Here is a 20,172-nt window from a genome sequence, read left to right on the forward strand (position 1 = left end):
ATCATTCCATTTTTTGATTGAAAGGACGTCGTGCATCCTGCAGCCACGGGATACGGCGATCGTTCGGGTATGTCAGGTAAAAGCGCGTCGCCAGACGATGCGCCTCAGGTAGGTCGCGCTGCTGTAACGCCAGCAAGATTTGCGTGAAGGAGACATTCGGGTCTGGGTGAACACGCACATAGTCAGGCGCCCAGCGGCGAACCGCTTCCAGCCAGCGAGCGTCCCGGGTACGCTGATACCGTTGCAGATACCCCATCTGAACATCAAACCGGTAGCGAGGGGCAAGGAGCCAGCCTCCTACCGGGAGCGACTCGGCCAGACGCCACTGCGCTGATTGTCGCTCCGCCAGCGTCAACTGCTGTTGCGTGTGCAGTGAGAGAAGCAACAATGGCGTGAAGGTTAAAAACGAGATCAATGCCAGCGCACGAATCAGCGACGTCGACGTAAGCGTCAGGCGAGCCACTTTTAGCGGGCTATCTGCACAACGAAGCAACAGGACCAGCAGTAACCAGTGTGGTGTTGACTGCCTGACGGGGTATTCCGTCAACATATGAATAACCACCGGCAGCGCCGCCACCAGACAAGCGCGACGCCAGCGATTTCCGTGCATCCACAGCCAGAAGCCCCCCGTAATAAAGCACAGCGCCCCCGCCAACCCCACCAGGCCGCCCTCCACCAGCCACAGCACCAGCTCATTGTGCGGATGCGAGATGCTGCTCAGCCCCAACGGCCCCGCACGTTCGAGAAACACGGCGGCAAAACTGCCCACGCCCCACCCCGTCCACGGGCGTTCGGCAAATAATGCCAGTGACGTTTTAAGCACCGTCCAGCGCACCTGGGAAGTGGTCAGGTGATCGACTGTAGCAACGGACAAAAAATAGCGAGCGAGCGTGCCCGCCACCATGCCTAACGCCAGCGGCAGCAGAAGTAGCAACAACATACGGCGTTGCGCCGGGAAAACCACCAGCAGCAAGACTTCACCTACCACCACAGACACATAGCCGGTTTGCGACTGGGATTCATGCAGCACAAAGCCCATCATCACCAGGGCAATCCCGATGACAATTCGATATCTGTCGCGTAGCCGTAAAAAGAGCGGAGCTGACAGCAGCACACCAGATGCAGTGAAGCTGGCCATCAGATTGACCTGCTGAAAAATACCGTAGGGCCGCGTACCGCGTCGCCAGGCAAACTCCCAGTAATCAACACCCGGCAAATGCCAGTACTGATACAAAAACGCCAGACATTCGATGACGCACGCGCCCCATAGCAGAGTCAGCAGTACCGTCAGGGTGTTTGCCGCAAGCGGAATCTGTAATGTCACCAGATAGACGAGCACGCCTCCCAGCAGCGCCCCTGCGACCAGCTGCGCCTCGAACTGCCAGACGCCAGGCGTCAGCAGACAAAGCAGCGTCAGGATGAGCGCCCCCATCGAAAAAACCGTGGCGGGGACAGTGATACGCCAGCGTTGACGAGGCACCAGCACTGATGCGCTTGCAGCCAGCACAACGGCATAAATCCAGCTCGTAATATTAAGCGGCAACGACAGACCGCTGCCGCCGTTATTCGGCCAGTAGAGATGCATTACCCCACACCAGAAAAACAGACTAATAACGAGCAATAATTTCTGCGCAGGCAGCGGGGCAATACGATTCAGTGCGTTCATCATGCTACTGGTAGTTCAGTGTCCAGGTCCCGCTGGCGCTGAACGGACCGTATTCGAGAGACTGATTTTTTATCGCCGACGGCTCTGCTGCGACCCACGCCCAAAAATTTAGCGTCATCGAGCCTGCAGTTATCTCTTTGACTGACGTGCTCTCATCAAGGCGAATTGCCGTGCCGTCCTCTTCGCTCATCCCAATACCGATCCCAGTCGCGCCACCCTGTTCACTGCTATCCAGCGCCAGATGATCGTCCAGTTCAGCATCCTCACTACCACTGAAAGTGACCGAGATCCCGCGAAAAACCTCGGGGTTGCAGTCGCGTAGCTGAATGCTGAATTTTTCCGGCTTACTGCGCCCCGAGAGATAGAGATCCTGCGTCGCGATTTGCCCGAAATCGACCTCGATTTTGTCGCCTCCTGGTGCCAGGCTGCAGGCCAGCGCTCTGATAGTGCCGTGAAAATACATATCACCGCCGACCAGTTTGGTGTCGGCCTGCGCCATGCCGCCAAGCAGTAACACACCGATCGCGAATAACGCCGAAAATCTCATGGCATCCCCCTACTGAAACTGCGCAACAACGGTGGCAGAGGCTTCAAACTCACCTTCCTTAACGCTTCCCACGCCCGGCTTTGCCACCGGTGCAGCGGTGAGATTCCAGTCGCCCTGATTCTGGTAAAAACCTTTCACGTTATAGAATTGATTGGGCACGACGGTGCCACCGCTCTCGTCTTTAAGCATAATGCCGAGATCGTCGCGCTTTTGTCCGCCGCTCAGCGTGCCGAGGAGATGATCGTTGAACCCCGCAGTGCCTGACGCCGTGGTAGTTTGTACGCCAAGATTAATGTTCAGCGCGCCCTGATCGAAGCTGCCGCCTTCACAAACAACATGAATGGGGATCGACTTGCTGTAGTTAGTGCCATTGAGCCGGGCAGCGGATCCTGGCAGATCGCCAAACTCAATACTGATTTTGTCTCCCCGGTTGAAGGTGCATTTGTCCGGTACGGTAATCAGCCCGGATTTAATCACCACACGGGAAATCGCCGTAGTGGGCGTAGGTCCCGCGCTCCCCATGCGCCCGGCAACCTCCACCAGCGATTGGGAAGTGATATTGATGCCGTTGATAATGGGTTTAGTGACAATAAACGTCACTTTCCCTTTTGAACCACTTTCAACGTTAGTGGCGCGCGTGTAGCCCTTGCGCTTTTTGCAAGTGTTATTGCTGTTGCGGTTTGAAACGTTGGTAAAAGGCGCCTGAACATACTGTTTATAGCCCCCGGCAACCCACACCTGCACTTCCACATCCAGATACTCATTTAGCCGAAAACGGTTCGCCCCCTGATTTGAAGGCGGCATCGTAGTCGTGGTGGTGTAGTAAATCGGCGACCGGGAGATGTCAGCCTGCTCGCAATAGAAATTCACCACATACCAACTGCCCAGATTCCAGGTAAACGGATCCGTTCTGCCACCCACGTGGTTTTTACTGACATCCAGCGAGCTCAATTCGATATCGTACTGATGCGGCGACCCGCCCTCCGGCTCACCTTCCCCCTGTGTAAATGCCTGCCCGGCCAGTGGACAGCCAGCCAGGGCAACCCACAACAGCGCTTTGCGTAATACGCTCATAGATACTCCAGCTTAAGTCTCACCAGGCCGTTAAATTCTCCGGCAGTCACCTCTGGCCCAAAAGATTCCAGCGTGGCCAGAAAGTGAATGGCGTTATCGCCTGGTTTGAGGATCCACATACGTTGCGGTTGGTTCAGATGGATCAGCTGATTACGCTCGGTCAGTAGCCGAATGCCCGCGCCGCGCACATCACCACGAATACGCCCCAGGTCACTGTTTTCCGGCGCGCCTTCGGCCATCAGCGTCATAGAAACGCCACGTTCCACCGTGCTGTGCGCCAGCTCAGGCATTTCGCTGGTCTGCCCGGGGAAATCCCTCAGGGTATGACCAGAGCCCTTTAAGCAGCCGTTCAGGTACAGCGTGACCAACACCGGTTCGCTGCGATCGCCGCCCTGGCGAAACCGACTGGCGGAAATATCACCAAGATTGATGGTCTGATCGCGTGAGGCCATATCCAGCACGCACGGCGACACGTAGACCCGGCCGTGAAAGCGGACGTTGCCATACTCACCGGACACGTTGCTCATATCCTGGCGGCCGCTGGTGGCCTGAACCTGCCAGGCCATGCCCGCCATCAGCAGGGCGCAAAGCATCTTTTTCATTTACGATTCCTGTTACCGGGGCTGTTGCTCCATCGGCAATGCTTTACATACATTGCCTGTGCAGCTGAATTTCAGTTCGGGATGACCGCCAAAATCGTTCACGTACATCATGCTGAACTGGCTGACGCTGCCGTCCGTGACGCTGAAATCGAGAGAGGATTTTGGTGAGACCATAACGCCGGGGAAGTCGGTCAATCTGCCGCCTCCCTGCGCTTCTGGCTTGCGGCTTAAGCCGATTAAGGTGACGAAGTAAGGCGTTGGGTTATCCACACGCCAGCGCTGGCCCTGCTTGTGAAAGACCAGTTGGTTTTGCCACACGGCGCCCGGCGTTTCCGGCACAATGGCGGCCGGACGGTAGAACAATTTGATGCGCGACTGCATCGCCAGTTGCAGCACGTTCGGCTTATCCGGTTTAGGCGGAATTTCACGTACGTTCAGGTAGAACAAGCTCTCGCGATCCTGCGGCAGGGCGTTGATCCCGCTGGTTTTCGTCACGCGGGCAATTCCCTTTTGCCCGCCGTTAATTCGTTGCAGCGGCGGTAAGACCATCAGCGGCGAGGTAATTTTTGTTCCGTTGGCATCTTCCACCCACGACTGAGCCAGAAACGGAATGCTCGGGCTGGTATTGGTTAAGTTCGCACTGACTGAGCGCGCATCACCAGTGATGATCATGCGAGTACGGTCGAGCGCAATACCCGCCCATGAGGTGTTGATCTCTGCAATCAAAAGCAGGCCACAGGCCACGGGTTTAAGCCAACGCTGCACGGAGTAAAAAGCTTGATTATTCATGACAAAATTCATTCAGGTTATTGAAATTATTCACAAGGCAACAGCACGTTACCTTCCGGGTTGATTTGTTGTGGCACCTGTAAGTGGCACTGCGCACGGCCAGCCCAGGCAACGGAAAGACGCTCAGCCGGATTCACACCCGCAATCCAGGCCATACCGTTTTCCATTACCATGGCGACGCTAACGCCGTTAGCGTTAAACACTTCGGCGCCAAACGGCGGTACCGAACCATCCTTCAGGCGCAGCAGCGCCATCATTTTTTGCCCCTGCGCCACGGCAAAATGCTGGTAGCCAATCGCTCCTTCCGTCAGGGTGTTGGTCACGATGGCTTTAGTCGCGGAAATGTCCTCGTCCATTGCGTCCACATCGATACGGGTATCAAAGCTGTGATAGCTAACGACGTCCGGTACGACGGCAATACCGAAGCGGTTTGAGTGCGCCTGTTCGCCGTTCAGCGGCACGTTCGCCACCCCGTCGGTATCAACCATCACTCTGGCGGTATTCATCGACGCCTGGCTGTTGTGCAGCGCCGCACCGTGACGCGTCGCGGTAAAGCCGCCGCGCATCGTGCCGCCAACGGAGAAATAACGTGATTGCTGCCAGCTGACGTTAGATTCCAGTTCCGCCATCATGCTGCGGTGCTTGTAATAGCCATCAAATGCCGTACGCCCTTCACCGGAAACCCCTGTGCGCAAACGCCACGGATTGTTACGGTCACGGTTATCGGAATACGAAACCATCTGGCTGGTCTGGTTGCCGCTGTTCTGCAATTCGTAATCCATAGAGCGGCCATCGCTCCATGGCACCGAGATTGAAAGCGAAAGACTGTCGTCTCGTTTGCCCTGATACTCAGAGCGGTAAGCCGCAACGTTGGCGCTGATCCCCTGGATGCCAGCAAATGAAAAGCTGTGCCCCATCGATAATCCGTAACGATCCTGGGAACCGCGATCCCAATAGTTCTGGTGGGTATAGGTCAGGTACAGCGTGGTCGCTAATAGTGGATCGTCAGCAAAGAAGGTTTTGTTGCCGGTGATGGTGTACATCTCTTTTTCGTTGCCGACACTGTTGTTATTTTCATACTGCTCGTCGAGAAACTGCGAGAAAGTGCGGAAGTTACGCTGTGAGAAGCGGTAACCGGCAAAGGTGATGGCGCTGTTGTACTCATCAAAAGTTTTGGCGTAGCTGAGCTTAAAAGACATGCCTTTTTGTTCAGCCTGATGCTTTACCCGACTCACGGATTGCGTCGCATCAGCCGACAGCGCCCCCAGCCAGCTCAAGTCCCGCCCAATCCCCATCGACCAGGCGTTATAGCGATCGCCAGTCAGCAGCGCGCCGCCGTACAGCGACCATGCATTGCTGACCCCCCATGAAAAATCACCGCTATAAAACGCAGGCCCCTGAACGTCGTGGTTATAACGCGATGGCTTCCCAACCGCGGCGTTGTAGCGCACATAGCCTGGGCGCGTCAGATAAGGAATATCGGCCGTATTGACCTGAAAAGTATGTACGCTGCCATCCTGCTCCTCGACGCGAACATCCAGCGTGCCGCGTACCGAACCGTGCAGATCCTGAATATTAAATGGCCCTGCAGGAACGGTGGTTTGATAGATAACACGGCCCTGCTGACTGACGGTAACCTTCGCATTGCTGCGGGCGATGCCGTGCACTTCAGGCGCGTAGCCCTGCAAATTCGGTGGCAACATACGCTCGTCGCTGGCGAGGTTAGCCCCGGTGAAACGTACCGAATCAAAAACCTGGGAATTCAGGTAGATTTCGCCGACCGTCAGTTTTGCAGCCTGCATCGGCAACGGTCGATAGGCATAGATCTGATCCCAGTCGATACGGCCGCGATTATCATCCGAAGCGTAATTGGCCTGATACTGGCCACGAAATCGCCACGCGCCGAGGTTAAAACCTGTCTGCCCATAGCCAGACAGAGAGCGATAACGATCGCCGCCCTGTTCATAATGTGTGGCCTGGCCCGAGACGCTGTAGTCAAAAATCAGCCCCGCGACGCCGTTATCCCAGCGTTCCGGTGGCGTCCAGTCTGGATCGGTATATTTCATCCACGCCTGAGGCACGATAATGTCCAGTACGCCTGCGCTATTATTCAACGCCACACCCGGCAGGCGGGAAATGTCATAGCAGGTCGCGCTAATCGGATGAATATAGGCCAGCGCTTCTTCTTTGAGCGCCAGTAATTCGAGTTGTTGCGGGGTCAGACATGCCATGGATTTATGCGGGTTGGCAGGATCGACGATATAACGGATCGACTGCTGTGGAATCTCCTGGCTGTTGATACGAACATCCAGCAGATATTCTCCGGGAGTCACAAAGTTGCCTTCGGAAAAACGCTGCAAATCGACATTGTGCCTGTCGCTGGCATCCAGTACGTCGGTATTAAATTCAATGGCCTCATCCGCTTCAGCCCATGAAGAGGCACAGACCAGAGCAATAAAAAGCGCCAGACGTTTTTTATCTGTTTTCAGCGTGATCATTTTCGTTCGCAAACCTTCAGATACCCGAATTGCAGTGCAGCTCAGAGATAATTCACAACAAAATGCGTGACCGCAGTAAATTCGCCAGATGTCATTCTTCCGTCGCGGGAGATCAAATAAGCCGTAAAATTGAGCGTGTTTTTCCCTGGATTAAGCACATAGTCCGGTGATGGCTCACCCAGATGAATTTGCTGTCCGTTGCTGTCATATATTTCTATCGCTAAATTTTCAGTTTCCGATTGCACGCTTAGATAATCAGGATTGTCACTATCCGGTGCGCCAGAAAAGGTAATATTGGCGCGTTGAAACAGATTCCCGGGGTGTTGAGAATCCCCTAATGAACATCCCAACAAATGAATGCTGAAATCATGCGCTGATACTTTCTCTGGTTTTCCGGAAATATCTCTGGCTGAGAGATCATCAAATTCAACCAGTAGCGACCGGTCGCGTGGATCGACATAACAGGCAGCCTCAATAATATTTCCGCGCATGCGCATTTTGCCGGGCGTACTGACAAGACGATTGGTGTCAGCCAAAACCCATGCAGGCGATATGAAGATAAAAAGCAGTAAAATTCGCCATCCAGGCATCACCGCATTTCCTTTCAGTTATTCGCAGGAAGGGTTAAGCAGGCGCGTTAATGCGCCTGCTGCAGATCGTTACTGGTAGTCGATCTGGAAATTAACAGTAGATTCGAAATCACCCGGAGTTACCGCGGCAGATGCGTTGTTTGCCTGCAGGTAAGCGACGAAATCAATGTCGGTTTCACCATCGGTAATGTTGACCTGAGAGGCGGCTTGACCCCATTCCACGTCCTGGTTGCCACTGTCAATCATACCGATGCCCGCACCCTTTGCAGTACCAGAGGTGAACGCAGCCAGCGCGTTGTTGTCTGTATCAATCGTTGCCGGGGTATAGGTCACAGTGGCCGTTTTCGCGACGGTCGTATCACAGCCCTGCAGAACGATTTTGGCATGCTTAACGCCAGCACGTTGGTTGTCTTTTAACTGGGAAGTTGGGATCTCACCAAAATTAACCTGTACCGGGCTGGATTCTGGTGCCAGACCGCATGCGGAATTAACCAGAGAACCGGTGAAGTGAATTTTACCGTTAGTCGGTTCGACATTGTTTGCAGCAAAAGCAGAAGAGGCAGTAAAAGTCATTCCCGCCATCAGCGCACAGGCCACAGCCACGTTTTTCATTTTCATATTACTACTTAACCTTATATCTGTTTTTTAGTTATTCCGAAGATCTATTTCCGCAGATAATTTATGTCCGGAAAATCCTGATCTGCAGGTGGCGGTAGCGCATATCCTTGCAAACAATCCATCTCAAGCCGCCCCGTATTTTGAACTTCATTGGTATTCCATCAGAAATACCGTCCACAGTTGCTTACGCTGTTTCGGGGCTTATATTAAGTCGACGAGAAAATGACACAATGCAAAAATCCGGTATTAATCAAACTCAGGGAATCATGTTGTAACACTGTCTGCAGAGCGATCGTTTACCTAAAAAACCGCCAAAAATCACGACACAGCCAGTGTTAGTATCTATCATTTAGCATTTTTATAGAGTTTTTATCTATCAACTATTTTTTTATTTAGCCAGAACAACAGGCAAAATGTATTTATGAAATTTTTGTAAAAATGAAATTGGATATCAAAAGTGAGTAATGACAATAAGATAGTGAAAGAGAGGAAGGAGAAAAGAGGATTCTATAAGAGATATTAAGAGATTGTTATGTAAATATTAATAAAGCGATCTATGGCACAACCATTTTTTATAAATGAATTATGTTATGCTATTGCTTCACCCACTCGAATGCGAGATATCCTGCTTTAAAGGAGACATCAGTGATTTCTCATATACCAATAAACAAAATTAAATCCGTAATTATTGGTGATGGCTTAGTTTTCAGACCACATAAAAATACCCTAAAAGACCTGGCATCTGGTGAAATGGCCACATTGAATAATGTGGCAACACAATTACTGCTCTATTTGTTGCAAAATGGTAAAGAGATATCCTCGCGTGATGAAATTCTGCTGAATGTTTTTCAGCATAATGGCGCCAGAGCGACGGATGCGAATCTCAATCAGCACATTTCATTTCTGCGCAAAGCAATAACGTCTACGGGTCATCCTGCAGAACTCATCGTCACAATTCCGCGGATGGGATTTCGGATGGGCGACGCTAATATCAATATTCAGCAACTGGAAGAAGCGCAAGCTCCCGCCAGAATTGCCAATGTTGCATCGACGCTCAACAAAAAGAAACAAAGCCGTTGGCCTGTGGCGATAACCGCGTTAATTACCGGTATCGCCGTGCTGGCGACAGCGTGGTTAACATGGATACCCAATGAAATCGCCATGACGGACGCGACTATCCTGCGGACTATCGACTATGAACAATGCCGTGTACATATATTAGGAAACGCCCTCACCGATACCATAACCGAAAAGAAAGCGCTGGATATTTTCAAGTCCGTGGGCATTAACCCCGACTGTTCGTACCCAAAAGATCTGTATCTCAATACCTGGGCGAGCAACCATAATCTGGTTGAGTGGTCGTTTGCCGCTGAATGCGGGCTGAACCTCGGCTATTACCATTGCATCAGCCAGTATCGCCATCATGAGGAATGATATGAAGCAAGAAAGCGATCACTCTCCTTTACTATGGTCAGTCGTGATTGCCATTTTTGGGCTGGCGGCTATCGCTTTTTTTATTATCGCCGGGAATGCGAAAAAACAAGAAATCAGTTTTTCCTGCTCCTCGGAATTCACGTCGATACTCGACATCCAGGATACAAAAAAGGTACTCCATGGAATAATGCTGATTACCAGCTACAACTCCGGACACCTTTCATTGTCAGTACAAGGGAAACTCAAAAGTGATGATGGCGAGTTTGCTGTGAACCGAAAACTGTTCTTTCGCTATGCCCGACCACTCGGCCATACCGCCGGTGTTTTCATGCTCACTCCCAACGGACGTGAAAAATCTCCCGATGATGAAGCAACGGATGCTGTCGATTATCTCTTCTTCGACGCTTACGAACGTGCCGACAAGCTGTATATGCTAAAGCACTTGAATGAAGAAACGGTGCTTATCGGCGATAACTTTTCCCCCCGCTTCGCCTGCGTGATGAATCACTTCGCAGGTTGATCTGCCCCTGGATATGCGTCGGGTTAAGGATGACCTGATGTGTTGCCTGCCCGATAGCACGGACGTGGTCGATAAAGTGTGATGATGAGATTATTATTGTGGCGGGCTAAAACGACGAAAGCCTGAATCATTTCTGATTCAGGCTTTCTGAATAGTGGCGGAATGGACGGGACTCGAACCCGCGACCCCCTGCGTGACAGGCAGGTATTCTAACCAACTGAACTACCACTCCGCGTTGTGTTCCGCTTGGGAACGAAGCGAATATTACGGATTGCCTCACGCCTCGTCAACGCTTTTTCTCACGTTTTTTAATCGTTTGCTGCAAAAATCACCCGAATGGTCATTTCCATACGGAAAACGTACAAACTATACCCGCCAGAGGCAACTTCCGCCTTTCTTCTGCACCAGGTCAAGGCGCGACTCATGGGCCGCTAACTCTTCATCAGTGGCGAAAACAACGCGTAGTTTGCTGGACTGTCGCACAATACGCTGGATCCCCGTGTCATTCTGCTGCTGGCTGTCACCTTCCATTGAGAACGCCATCGTGGTCTGCCCACCGGTCATCATCAGATAAACGTCGGCCAGAATCTGGGCATCGAGCAATGCGCCGTGCAGGGTTCGCTTACTGTTGTCTATTTCATAGCGTGAGCATAACGCATCAAGGCTGTTGCGCTTGCCAGGAAACATTTTCCTCGCCAGCGCCAGGCTATCGGTAATTTTGCAGAATTCGTTTGTCTTCGGAATATCCCGCCTGAGCTTAGCGAATTCGTAATCCATAAAGCCGATATCAAACGATGCGTTATGGATGACCAGCTCCGCACCGCGGATGTAGTCGAGAAACTCATCGGCCACATCGGCAAACGTAGGTTTATCAAGCAGGAATTCGTCTGCGATTCCGTGTACACCAAACGCTTCCGGGTCCACCAGCCGATCCGGTTTCAGGTAAACGTGGAAGTTATTCCCGGTCAGGCGGCGGTTCACCACTTCAACCGCACCGATCTCAATGATCTTGTGGCCTTCGTAGTGGGCGCCAATCTGGTTCATACCGGTGGTTTCGGTATCGAGGACGATCTGTCGTGTAATTCCAGTGCTCATAACGGTCATTTATGTCAGACTTATCGTTTGATTTCGATTTGCTAAAACAGGAAGTCTACCAGAGATGCTTAAACAGGTAGAGATTTTCACCGATGGTTCTTGCCTGGGAAATCCAGGGCCAGGTGGTTATGGGGCGATTTTACGCTATCGCGGGCGCGAAAAAACCTTTAGCGAAGGCTACAACCTCACCACCAATAATCGCATGGAGCTGATGGCGGCAATCGTTGCGCTGGAAGCCCTGAAAGAACAGTGTGAAGTGATACTCAGCACGGACAGCCAGTATGTGCGCCAGGGCATTACGCAGTGGATCCACAACTGGAAGAAGCGCGGCTGGAAAACAGCAGATAAAAAACCAGTGAAGAACGTCGATCTGTGGAAACGTCTGGATACCGCGCTGGGGCCGCATCAAATCAAATGGGAATGGGTTAAAGGCCATGCGGGCCATCCGGAAAACGAACGCTGTGATGAGCTTGCGCGCGCCGCAGCAATGCGTCCCACTCAGGATGATATTGGGTATCAGGCGGAGGCTTAAGCGTCCGGTTTACGGTATTGCCGGGTTGCGCCAACGGCCTGGCGGATAGGCGTTTTGCTTTTATTTTGTTTCATCGGGTTGAGCGTAAGCGGAATGGTTCGCTTACGCGCAACCACCAGTTGCAAACAGCCCAGCGCAGGGATATGGGCGCTTAACATTTTCCCGCCCTTCTTGTTCCAGGGCAGGACATGAAAACGGCTGTAGTGCAGTACTTCAAAATTCAGCAATGAGAGCCAGTCCAACTGCCGCATGAGGGTAAACATCCGGCTGTTGTAGGGCGATGTTTTACGCAATACGGGCACCAGTTTACGCAATCCCATCAGACTTACCGGGTTAAAGCCGCTCAGAATCAACCAACCGTCATCAATAAGCACGCGATCGGCTTCATGCAGTAAGCGATGTGGATCGGAACACCACGGCAGCGTATGAGCCAACAAACAAACATCCACGGACTTATCGGCAAAGGGCAGATGTAAAGGATCGGCAGTCACCTGCATGGGAGCGCCTTGCAAAGAAACATTTACCTGATGAGAAACCGCGCACGCTTCGGAATTGATTTCTGCGCTTAAATTACCAATCTTAAGCAGATGAAATCCGTACATTTTTGCGAACCACGGGTTAAGCTGATGCTCCAGCGCCTGACGATAGTGTTCGCCCCAGGGCAAATCATCCCAACTAACGGGCGCTACGACAGTTTGAGGGATCCTTGCCGGTTTCATCACAACCTTCCGTTACGCATTGAGAGGTAATCTATGAATCTTAACAGTATTCCTGCATTTCAGGACAATTACATCTGGGTCCTGTCGAATAATGACAAACATTGTCTGATTGTGGACCCGGGTGAAGCAGAACCTGTTCTGAAAGCTATTGCAGAACATAACTGGGTTCCCGAGGCCATTCTGCTGACACATCATCATCAGGATCACGTGGGCGGCGTGAAAGAACTTCTGCAACATTTCCCACAAATAGCGGTATACGGACCGGCTGAAACGCAAGATAAGGGAACGACGCATATAGTCGAAGATGGCGATATTGCACTCGTTTTGGGGCATGAATTTACGGTAATTGCTACGCCGGGTCACACTTTAGGACATATCTGTTACTTTAGCCACCCTTACCTGTTTTGCGGCGACACGCTCTTCTCCGGTGGCTGCGGTCGGCTTTTTGAAGGCACAGCATCTCAAATGTATCAATCACTTAAAAAACTAAACGCACTTCCTGACGATACATTGATTTGTTGCGCACATGAGTACACATTAGCAAACATGAAGTTTGCCTTAAGCATTCTTCCGCACGATCCGTTCATAAATGAATATTATCGTAAAGTTAATGAGTTACGCGTAAAAAAACAAATGACACTCCCCGTAATTCTGAAAAATGAGCGACGAAATAATCTTTTTTTAAGAACAGAAGATATTGATTTAATTAATGAAATAAATAAAAAAACAATATTGCAACAACCTGAAGAGCGTTTTGCCTGGTTAAGGTCAAAGAAAGATACGTTCTGACAATTGCGGGTTGCCTTTTGAAAACTTCGCCGTTATGATCGGTCGTCTTTTAAGCAACTATTGACACACACATGAAGGCAAAAGCGATATTACTCGCCTCTGTCCTGCTTGTTGGGTGCCAGAATACTGGTAACGTCCAACAACACGCACAGAGCCTTTCTGCAGCTGGTCAAGGGGAAGCAGGAAAGTTTACAAGTCAGGCGCGATGGATGGACGACGGAACATCTATCGCTGCTGATCAAGATTTGTGGGCTTTCATTGGTGACGAGCTAAAGATGGGAATTCCGGAAAACAACCGGATTCGCGAACAGAAACAGAAGTATTTACGCAATAAGAGCTATCTCCACGATGTAACTTTACGGGCAGAGCCGTATATGTACTGGATAGCCGGGCAGGTTAAGAAACGTAACATGCCAATGGAACTGGTACTACTACCCATAGTGGAGAGCGCTTTTGATCCTCACGCAACGTCTGGCGCCAATGCCGCAGGTATTTGGCAGATCATTCCGAGCACGGGGCGCAATTATGGTTTAAAACAGACCCGCAATTATGATGCACGTCGCGACGTTGTGGCTTCCACCACCGCCGCACTGGACATGATGCAGCGTCTGAACAAAATGTTTGATGGCGACTGGCTGCTGACCGTTGCTGCTTATAATAGCGGTGAAGGTCGTGTCATGAAGGCAATTAAAACGAACAAAGCCCGTGGTAAACCCACTGACTTCTGGTCGTTGCCATTGCCTCAGGAAACGAAGCTATATGTGCCAAAAATGCTGGCATTGAGCGATATACTCAAAAACAGCAAACGCTATGGCGTGCGTCTGCCAACAACAGACGAAAGCCGCGCGTTGGCACGTGTTCGCCTGAGTAGCCCGGTTGAAATGGCTCAGGTTGCCAATATGGCAGGTATTTCCGTCAGCAAGCTGAAAACCTTCAATGCAGGCGTGAAAGGCTCCACGTTGGGTGCCAGCGGTCCGCAATATGTGATGGTGCCAAAGAAGCATGCAGAGAAGCTGCGTGAGTCTCTGGCCTCAGGCGAAATTGCAGCCGTGCAGTCAACGTTGGTTGCGGATAACACGCCGCTGAACAGCCGTAGCTACAAAGTTCGCTCTGGCGATACGCTTTCTGGTGTCGCTTCACGTCTTGGCGTGAGCACCAATGACCTTAAGCAGTGGAATAATCTGCGCGGGTCATCGCTGAAAGTAGGCCAAAATCTGACGGTGGGCGCTGGTACCAGCGCACAGCGACTGGCGAACAACAGCGATAGCATCACCTATCGTGTGCGTAAAGGCGACTCGCTCTCGAGCATTGCCAAACGCCACGGGGTTAACATCAAGGATGTGATGCGCTGGAACAGCGATACGAACAATCTGCAGCCAGGCGATCAGCTAACGTTGTTTGTGAAAAACAGCGGTATGCCGGACTCCTGATAGCATTGTAGAAATGAAGGCACTGGTTTCCCCCCAGTGCCTTTTTTATTTATCCCGCTTTATGTGCTTCAACCATTATCGTGTCGCTGGTAAACGAGCCATCTTCCTGTAACGCAAAATAGGCTTTCACTTCCGCAGAAGCACTTTGTTGGTATACACGGATCGCGTCGCTCAATGCTGCAGGCGTGCGCATCCGCGCCACCCACGAACTGAACTCCAGCGGCAGACGATCGGTTAACAAGGTATCGGCAATCAGATTGGCGTCATTGATTAACGACAGCCATTCTCCGCTGGAATAGTTGCGTACGTGCGAGGTATCGCGTAACGCCTCCACAGTTTGCAACCAGATGTCACGTACAGGATGGCCTGGCGACATCACATCCATCACAATCAGCACGCCGCCGGGCTTCAGAACGCGGTTCACTTCTCGCAACGCACGCCCGACATCATGCCAGTGATGCGCGGAATAGCGGCTAATCACCACGTCAAATACGTTATCTTCAAACGGCAGGCTTTCAGCATAACCCTGCCGTGTGGCGATATTCTCCAGACCTCTGTCCTTTGCCGCTTCAGTGACCACGTCAAGCATCTGCGACGATAAATCATATGCCACTACCTGCTTTACGTATTGCGCGGCCACAAAGCTGGCGTGCCCCGCTCCGCATCCCATATCCAACACGCGGGCCTGCAGAAATGCCAGCAACCTTTCCCCCAGACGTTGCAAGTCACGACCAGAGGCGTGCACCGCACTGGTTAAGTAGGCATTAGCCTGAGAGCCAAACTGTTTTTCGACGTTGTCATGATGAGAGCGTGTTGTCATTGTGTTGTCCTTCGGTTGTTGTGAAATATGAAGGGCAACCATCACAGGCCTGCCCTACGGCAGACCTGACACACCGTTATTGTTCAGGTTTGCCGGGACTGAATTCAACGAGTAGCGGGTTGTGGTCGGAGGCGCGGGTGACCAGCACAGAGGCCTCACTCACGTTCAGACCGCGATAGAACACAAAATCGAGAGGACGACCAAACGCGCGGCGGCGCTGATCGTCGGTAAAGCGCACCTGGCGCAGCGACATTTCACGCGCAAAGCGGTACAGCGCATTCATCCGTCGACGGCTCCAGGCATTAAAATCGCCGGCCATAATCACCGGACCGCTGTGATGAGCAATCTGATCGCCAATGGGAAGTAACTGCTTACTATAGACATCAACGCCAAGGCTAAAGTTAACCGCGTGGATATTCACCACCATTAACAACCGAGTGTCAGGCAACGGGTACACCGTCACCAGCGCCGATTTCGCCAGCCGTAAAATAGGCTCACGCTCGCGCAATGGGCAGCAGTAAACTGGATGGGCGGAGGAGAGTGTCATAACGCCAGAGGGGTGCTGAGGCAGCACAAAGGCGGGAACCTGGTCGGCAGCGAGATAGTTAGTGGTCGCAAACTGCACTAGTTCTGGTGTGGTTTGCGCTTCCTGCAATAACACCAGATGCGCGTCTTTGCCAAAATTCTTCAGCACCGACTGCCATTCTGCTCGCTGCTGTTTAAAAATATTCCATACCAGCACGCGAATGCGATCTTCACTGCTCAACGGTACGCCTGCGGGTAATGCCTGGCCAATATGCGCAAACGAGCCCGGCGGTAAAATCCGCTCGGCGGGTTGTCCGGCAACATAACGCATGGCATAGGTGTTTTTTCGCACTTTAGACTTTCAAACCTCTGTAACGTCAACCAGTCCGCAGCCGGACTGGTTCTTCTGTTATAGGGATTTTAGCACTCACTTTCAACGAACAATTGCAGTTTGTTTTGTAAGTGGGCGCTTACATCAATGATTTACCCCAGAGCAACGTGCGTGGGCTTATCAAGACGGCCGCTCAGCCCCATCAGCAGGAAAGCCACCAGAACAATAAGTGCGCCAATCCATGGTGTCTGCGCCAACCCATAATGCTCGACCGTTTGTCCGCCAATCACGGAACCCAGTGCAATACCAATGTTAAACGCTGCAATGTTCAGCCCTGACGCCACATCAACAGCATTGGGCGTAAATTGTTCCGCTTTCTGTACCACGTAGACCTGCAACCCTGGTACGTTACCGAAGGCAAAGATCCCCATCACCAGAATGGTAGCCAGCGCGGCGTACTGCGTGGAAGCCGTCAGTTGGAAGACCATCAGCAGAACAAACAGCGCGGCAAAAATGAATTTCAATGCAGGAACCGCACCATGCTTATCCGCCAGCTTACCGCCCCAGATATTGCCGATAGCGACTGATACGCCGTAACCCAGTAAGATCCAGCTCACCGCTGCCGGGGAGAAGCCCGCCAGATCCTGCATCATCGGTGCCAGGAAGGTGAAAGCCGTGAACACACCACCGTAGCCCAATGCCGTAACGGCGTAAATCAGCAACAAACGAGGATGAGTCAGCACTTTCACCTGGTCGCGAATGCTGGCGGCCGCTCGACCAGGAATGTTAGCCGGGATCAGCAGTTGGCTACTAATCAGCGCAATCACGCCTAACATTGACACTGCCAGGAAAGTCTCACGCCAGCCAAAGTGCTGGCCGATAAACGTACCCAGCGGCACGCCCGTGACCAGCGCCACCGTTAAGCCACCGAACATAATAGCGATGGCGGAAGCCGCTTTTTCTTTTGGTACCAGACTTGTCGCGATAGTGGAACCAATCGAGAAGAATACGCCGTGAGCCAGCCCCGTCAGCAGACGGGCGACAATAAGTGTCATATACCCGGGTGCCTGCCATGCCAGTAAATTCCCCGCCGTAAACAGGACCATCAGCGCGACAAGCAGCTGTTTACGTGGCAGGCTTCCGGTCAGAGCGGTCAGTACCGGTGCACCAATCGCCACACCCAGCGCATAGATTGAAACCAGCATCCCGGCTGAAGGTAACGAGATCGCCAGTTGTTGAGCGATGGTCGGCACCAGGCCAACAATCACAAACTCAGTCGTGCCAATAGCGAAGGCACTTATTGTTAGTGCAAATAATGCGAGAGGCATAAATAACTCCGTAACATCAGTAATCAGATGACACGCAGTATGCCGGGATGTTTTAATAACAAAAATATTCAAAATCTCAATATAATTTTGCGTCAGGTGCAAAAATGAAAGCAACCTCTGAAGAACTTGCGATTTTTGTGGCCGTTGTGGAAAGCGGCAGCTTCAGCCGGGCGGCAGAACAACTCGGTCAGGCTAATTCCGCAGTCAGTCGGGCAGTAAAAAAGCTGGAGATGAAATTGGGTGTGAGTCTGCTTAATCGAACTACCCGACAGCTAAGCCTGACTGAAGAAGGAGAACGCTACTTCAGGCGTGTGCAGCAGATACTGCAAGAGATGGCAGCAGCAGAAACGGAAATCATGGAGTCGCGCAATATCCCGCGCGGCCTGCTGCGTATCGACGCGGCAACGCCGGTGATGCTGCATTTCCTGATGCCGCTAATCAAACCGTTCCGTGAGCGATATCCTGAGATGACGTTGTCTCTTGTCTCCTCAGAAACGTTCATCAATCTTATTGAACGAAAAGTGGATGTCGCGATACGAGCAGGTACGCTGACTGACTCAAGCCTGCGTGCGCGTCCGTTGTTTACCAGCTATCGTAAGATTATTGCCTCACCGGACTATATTGCCCGTTTTGGCAAGCCCGAGACCGTCGAACAGTTAAAGCAGCATCTGTGTCTGGGGTTTTCCGAACCCGTTTCACTCAATACCTGGCCGATTGCCCGTAGCGACGGACAGCTCCATGAGGTCGAATGTGGGCTTTCTTCCAACAGCGGGGAAACGTTAAAACAGCTTTGCCTGAGCGGCAATGGTATCGCATGTCTTTCAGATTATATGATTGATAAAGAGATCGCGCGGGGAGAACTGGTGGAGCTGCTGGCCGATAAACGTCTGCCGGTAGAAATGCCTTTCAGCGCCGTTTACTACAGCGATCGCGCGGTCAGTACACGCATTCGGGCATTTATAGACTTTTTAAGTGAATATATAAGAACAGCTCCCGAAGGAGCTGTGAAAGAGGGTTAAAGGTACAGAGGGTCGGGCAATTAATCCCAATCAGGGGCCAGGCCTTCCGGGCTGACCAGACGATCGTTACAGTCCAGTGCAGCGATCGCTTTTTTATCTTCAGTATCCAGATGCAGGTCCAGCGCCAGCAGGTTGCTTGCCAGGTTTTCACGCTTGGTAGATGAAGGGATCACGGAGTAACCTTCATCCATTGCCCATGCCAGAATAACCTGCGCCGGGGTCGCGTTATGTTTAGCGGCAATGCGTGCAATCACTTCATCTTTTAGTGCCTTACCGTAAGCCAGCGTCATGTAAGAGGTGATGTGGATACCGTGCGCTTTAGCCCAGTCAACCACCTTACGACTCTGCAGATACGGAGACAACTCAATCTGGTTGGTCGCGATATTGTCTGCACCTACTGTAGCAATGGCTTTTTCCATCAGCGGAATAGTGAAATTTGAGACACCAATTTCGCGAGTCAGCCCCTGCTCTTTCGCTTCAAGCAGCGCCTGCATAAATTCTTCAACGGATACCGCATCGCCCGGAGATGGCCAGTGGATCAGCGTCAGATCGACATAATCCGTACGCAGTTTCTTCAGACTTTCTTTCAGACTTGGGATCAGTTTGTCTTTGCTGAGATTTTCAATCCAGATCTTGGTGGTGATGTACAACTCGTTACGCGGTACGCCACTTTCGGCAATCGCCTGACCAACAGCCGCTTCATTTTCATAGATTTGCGCAGTGTCGACAGCACAGTAGCCCAGCTCAAGCGCCGTTTTGACAGAAGCGATAACCACGTCGTCTTTCAGGCGAAACGTACCTAAACCGAATGCAGGGATAGTCATAGAATTCCTCTTTTTAATCACTATGTTCGTTAACTGAGAGGATTATGACCATCAGTTCTTTACCGAAAAAGAGTGAAAAATGCAGAGGATTTTTGCGGATTCAGCAATAATTAATTCGCTGGAAAAGAAAAAGCCCTGAGCGTTAGCTCAGGGCTCTTAATAAGTGGCGGAACGGACGGGACTCGAACCCGCGACCCCCTGCGTGACAGGCAGGTATTCTAACCAACTGAACTACCGCTCCACCGAATTTCTTTGTCACTACCCGGATTATTCATCCCGGTTTACTGCAATTTGATGCCTGGCAGTTCCCTACTCTCGCATGGGGAGACCCCACACTACCATCGGCGCTACGGCGTTTCACTTCTGAGTTCGGCATGGGGTCAGGTGGGACCACCGCGCTACAGCCGCCAGGCAAATTCTGT

At 51.7% G+C, this 20,172-nt stretch carries 20 protein-coding genes, 2 tRNA genes and 1 rRNA gene; 6 read left to right on the top strand and 17 right to left on the bottom strand.

What is annotated here, in order from left to right; genetic code table 11:
* Position 1: 1 nt before the first annotated feature.
* From B9P82_RS22930 to B9P82_RS22965, 8 genes are all read right to left on the bottom strand, one after another.
* Positions 2-1,669 (bottom strand): O-antigen ligase family protein, encoded by a 1,668-nt coding sequence (locus B9P82_RS22930; RefSeq protein ID WP_101700997.1) that lies wholly within the window; start codon positions 1,667-1,669, stop codon positions 2-4.
* Between the two features lies 1 nt (position 1,670).
* Positions 1,671-2,213 carry a fimbrial protein gene (locus B9P82_RS22935; RefSeq protein ID WP_016155755.1) on the bottom strand — a complete coding sequence of 181 codons (543 nt, stop codon included), beginning with the start codon at positions 2,211-2,213 and terminating at the stop codon, positions 1,671-1,673.
* A gap of 9 nt (positions 2,214-2,222) precedes the next feature.
* Positions 2,223-3,287: a fimbrial protein gene (locus B9P82_RS22940; RefSeq protein ID WP_016155754.1), complete on the bottom strand. Its 1,065-nt coding sequence runs from the start codon at positions 3,285-3,287 to the stop codon at positions 2,223-2,225.
* Positions 3,284-3,889, bottom strand: coding sequence for a fimbrial protein (locus tag B9P82_RS22945; RefSeq protein WP_019076065.1), 606 nt, complete (start codon positions 3,887-3,889; stop codon positions 3,284-3,286). The genes B9P82_RS22940 and B9P82_RS22945 overlap by 4 nt, the downstream gene beginning before the upstream one ends.
* Positions 3,890-3,901: 12 nt before the next feature.
* Positions 3,902-4,678 carry a fimbrial biogenesis chaperone gene (locus tag B9P82_RS22950; protein ID WP_019076064.1) on the bottom strand — a complete coding sequence of 259 codons (777 nt, stop codon included), beginning with the start codon at positions 4,676-4,678 and terminating at the stop codon, positions 3,902-3,904.
* A 26-nt stretch (positions 4,679-4,704) separates the two neighbouring features.
* Positions 4,705-7,176, bottom strand: coding sequence for a fimbria/pilus outer membrane usher protein (locus B9P82_RS22955; RefSeq protein WP_101700998.1), 2,472 nt, complete (start codon positions 7,174-7,176; stop codon positions 4,705-4,707).
* A gap of 41 nt (positions 7,177-7,217) precedes the next feature.
* Positions 7,218-7,766 carry a fimbrial protein gene (locus B9P82_RS22960; protein WP_019076063.1) on the bottom strand — a complete coding sequence of 183 codons (549 nt, stop codon included), beginning with the start codon at positions 7,764-7,766 and terminating at the stop codon, positions 7,218-7,220.
* A 69-nt stretch (positions 7,767-7,835) separates the two neighbouring features.
* Entirely contained in the window at positions 7,836-8,384 is a 549-nt protein-coding gene (locus tag B9P82_RS22965) for a fimbrial protein (RefSeq protein ID WP_049040759.1), read from the bottom strand.
* A gap of 750 nt (positions 8,385-9,134) precedes the next feature.
* On the opposite strand from B9P82_RS22965, the gene B9P82_RS22970 reads away from it, so the two are divergent.
* A complete protein-coding gene (locus B9P82_RS22970; RefSeq protein ID WP_223307926.1) occupies positions 9,135-9,818 on the top strand; it encodes a winged helix-turn-helix domain-containing protein in 684 nt (227 codons plus the stop codon).
* A 1-nt stretch (position 9,819) separates the two neighbouring features.
* The gene (locus tag B9P82_RS22975) at positions 9,820-10,338 is read left to right on the top strand and encodes a hypothetical protein (RefSeq protein WP_016155747.1); all 519 of its coding nucleotides are present in this window, start codon (positions 9,820-9,822) and stop codon (positions 10,336-10,338) included.
* Between the two features lie 155 nt (positions 10,339-10,493).
* Here B9P82_RS22975 and B9P82_RS22980 read toward each other — a convergent pair.
* Both B9P82_RS22980 and dnaQ read right to left on the bottom strand, forming a co-directional pair.
* Positions 10,494-10,570: transfer RNA gene (locus B9P82_RS22980), tRNA-Asp, on the bottom strand.
* Between the two features lie 134 nt (positions 10,571-10,704).
* Positions 10,705-11,433, bottom strand: a complete 729-nt coding sequence (gene dnaQ, locus B9P82_RS22985; protein WP_101701006.1) for a DNA polymerase III subunit epsilon — start codon at positions 11,431-11,433, stop codon at positions 10,705-10,707.
* Positions 11,434-11,497: 64 nt separating this feature from the next.
* Here dnaQ and rnhA point away from each other — a divergent pair, with 64 nt between their 5' ends.
* Positions 11,498-11,965 (top strand): ribonuclease HI, encoded by a 468-nt coding sequence (gene rnhA / locus B9P82_RS22990; RefSeq protein WP_016151805.1) that lies wholly within the window; start codon positions 11,498-11,500, stop codon positions 11,963-11,965.
* Here the strand turns inward: rnhA and B9P82_RS22995 are convergent.
* Positions 11,962-12,684 (bottom strand): class I SAM-dependent methyltransferase, encoded by a 723-nt coding sequence (locus B9P82_RS22995; protein ID WP_046275000.1) that lies wholly within the window; start codon positions 12,682-12,684, stop codon positions 11,962-11,964. The genes rnhA and B9P82_RS22995 overlap by 4 nt on opposite strands.
* Positions 12,685-12,717: 33 nt before the next feature.
* Here B9P82_RS22995 and gloB point away from each other — a divergent pair, with 33 nt between their 5' ends.
* Complete coding sequence (gene gloB, locus B9P82_RS23000; protein WP_046274999.1) at positions 12,718-13,473, top strand: hydroxyacylglutathione hydrolase; 756 nt, start codon at positions 12,718-12,720, stop codon at positions 13,471-13,473.
* Positions 13,474-13,544: 71 nt separating this feature from the next.
* Positions 13,545-14,903, top strand: coding sequence for a murein transglycosylase D (gene mltD, locus B9P82_RS23005; protein ID WP_101700999.1), 1,359 nt, complete (start codon positions 13,545-13,547; stop codon positions 14,901-14,903).
* A 49-nt stretch (positions 14,904-14,952) separates the two neighbouring features.
* On the opposite strand, the gene B9P82_RS23010 is transcribed toward mltD, so the two are convergent.
* From B9P82_RS23010 to B9P82_RS23020, 3 genes are all read right to left on the bottom strand, one after another.
* Positions 14,953-15,723: a class I SAM-dependent methyltransferase gene (locus tag B9P82_RS23010; RefSeq protein WP_101701000.1), complete on the bottom strand. Its 771-nt coding sequence runs from the start codon at positions 15,721-15,723 to the stop codon at positions 14,953-14,955.
* A 76-nt stretch (positions 15,724-15,799) separates the two neighbouring features.
* Positions 15,800-16,600, bottom strand: coding sequence for an endonuclease/exonuclease/phosphatase family protein (locus B9P82_RS23015; protein ID WP_029139415.1), 801 nt, complete (start codon positions 16,598-16,600; stop codon positions 15,800-15,802).
* A 131-nt stretch (positions 16,601-16,731) separates the two neighbouring features.
* Positions 16,732-17,907 (bottom strand): MFS transporter, encoded by a 1,176-nt coding sequence (locus B9P82_RS23020; RefSeq protein ID WP_016151799.1) that lies wholly within the window; start codon positions 17,905-17,907, stop codon positions 16,732-16,734.
* A 104-nt stretch (positions 17,908-18,011) separates the two neighbouring features.
* Between B9P82_RS23020 and yafC the strand changes: the two genes are divergently transcribed.
* Positions 18,012-18,926, top strand: coding sequence for a DNA-binding transcriptional regulator YafC (gene yafC, locus B9P82_RS23025; protein ID WP_101701001.1), 915 nt, complete (start codon positions 18,012-18,014; stop codon positions 18,924-18,926).
* A gap of 20 nt (positions 18,927-18,946) precedes the next feature.
* On the opposite strand, the gene dkgB is transcribed toward yafC, so the two are convergent.
* From dkgB to rrf, 3 genes are all read right to left on the bottom strand, one after another.
* The gene (dkgB, locus tag B9P82_RS23030) at positions 18,947-19,750 is read right to left on the bottom strand and encodes a 2,5-didehydrogluconate reductase DkgB (protein WP_101701002.1); all 804 of its coding nucleotides are present in this window, start codon (positions 19,748-19,750) and stop codon (positions 18,947-18,949) included.
* A 164-nt stretch (positions 19,751-19,914) separates the two neighbouring features.
* Positions 19,915-19,991, bottom strand: a tRNA-Asp gene (locus B9P82_RS23035).
* A 55-nt stretch (positions 19,992-20,046) separates the two neighbouring features.
* Positions 20,047-20,162, bottom strand: a 5S ribosomal RNA gene (rrf, locus tag B9P82_RS23040).
* Positions 20,163-20,172 lie beyond the last annotated feature (10 nt).

The sequence above is a fragment of the Citrobacter sp. L55 genome (assembly GCF_002850715.1).
GTDB lineage: Bacteria > Pseudomonadota > Gammaproteobacteria > Enterobacterales > Enterobacteriaceae > Citrobacter > Citrobacter braakii.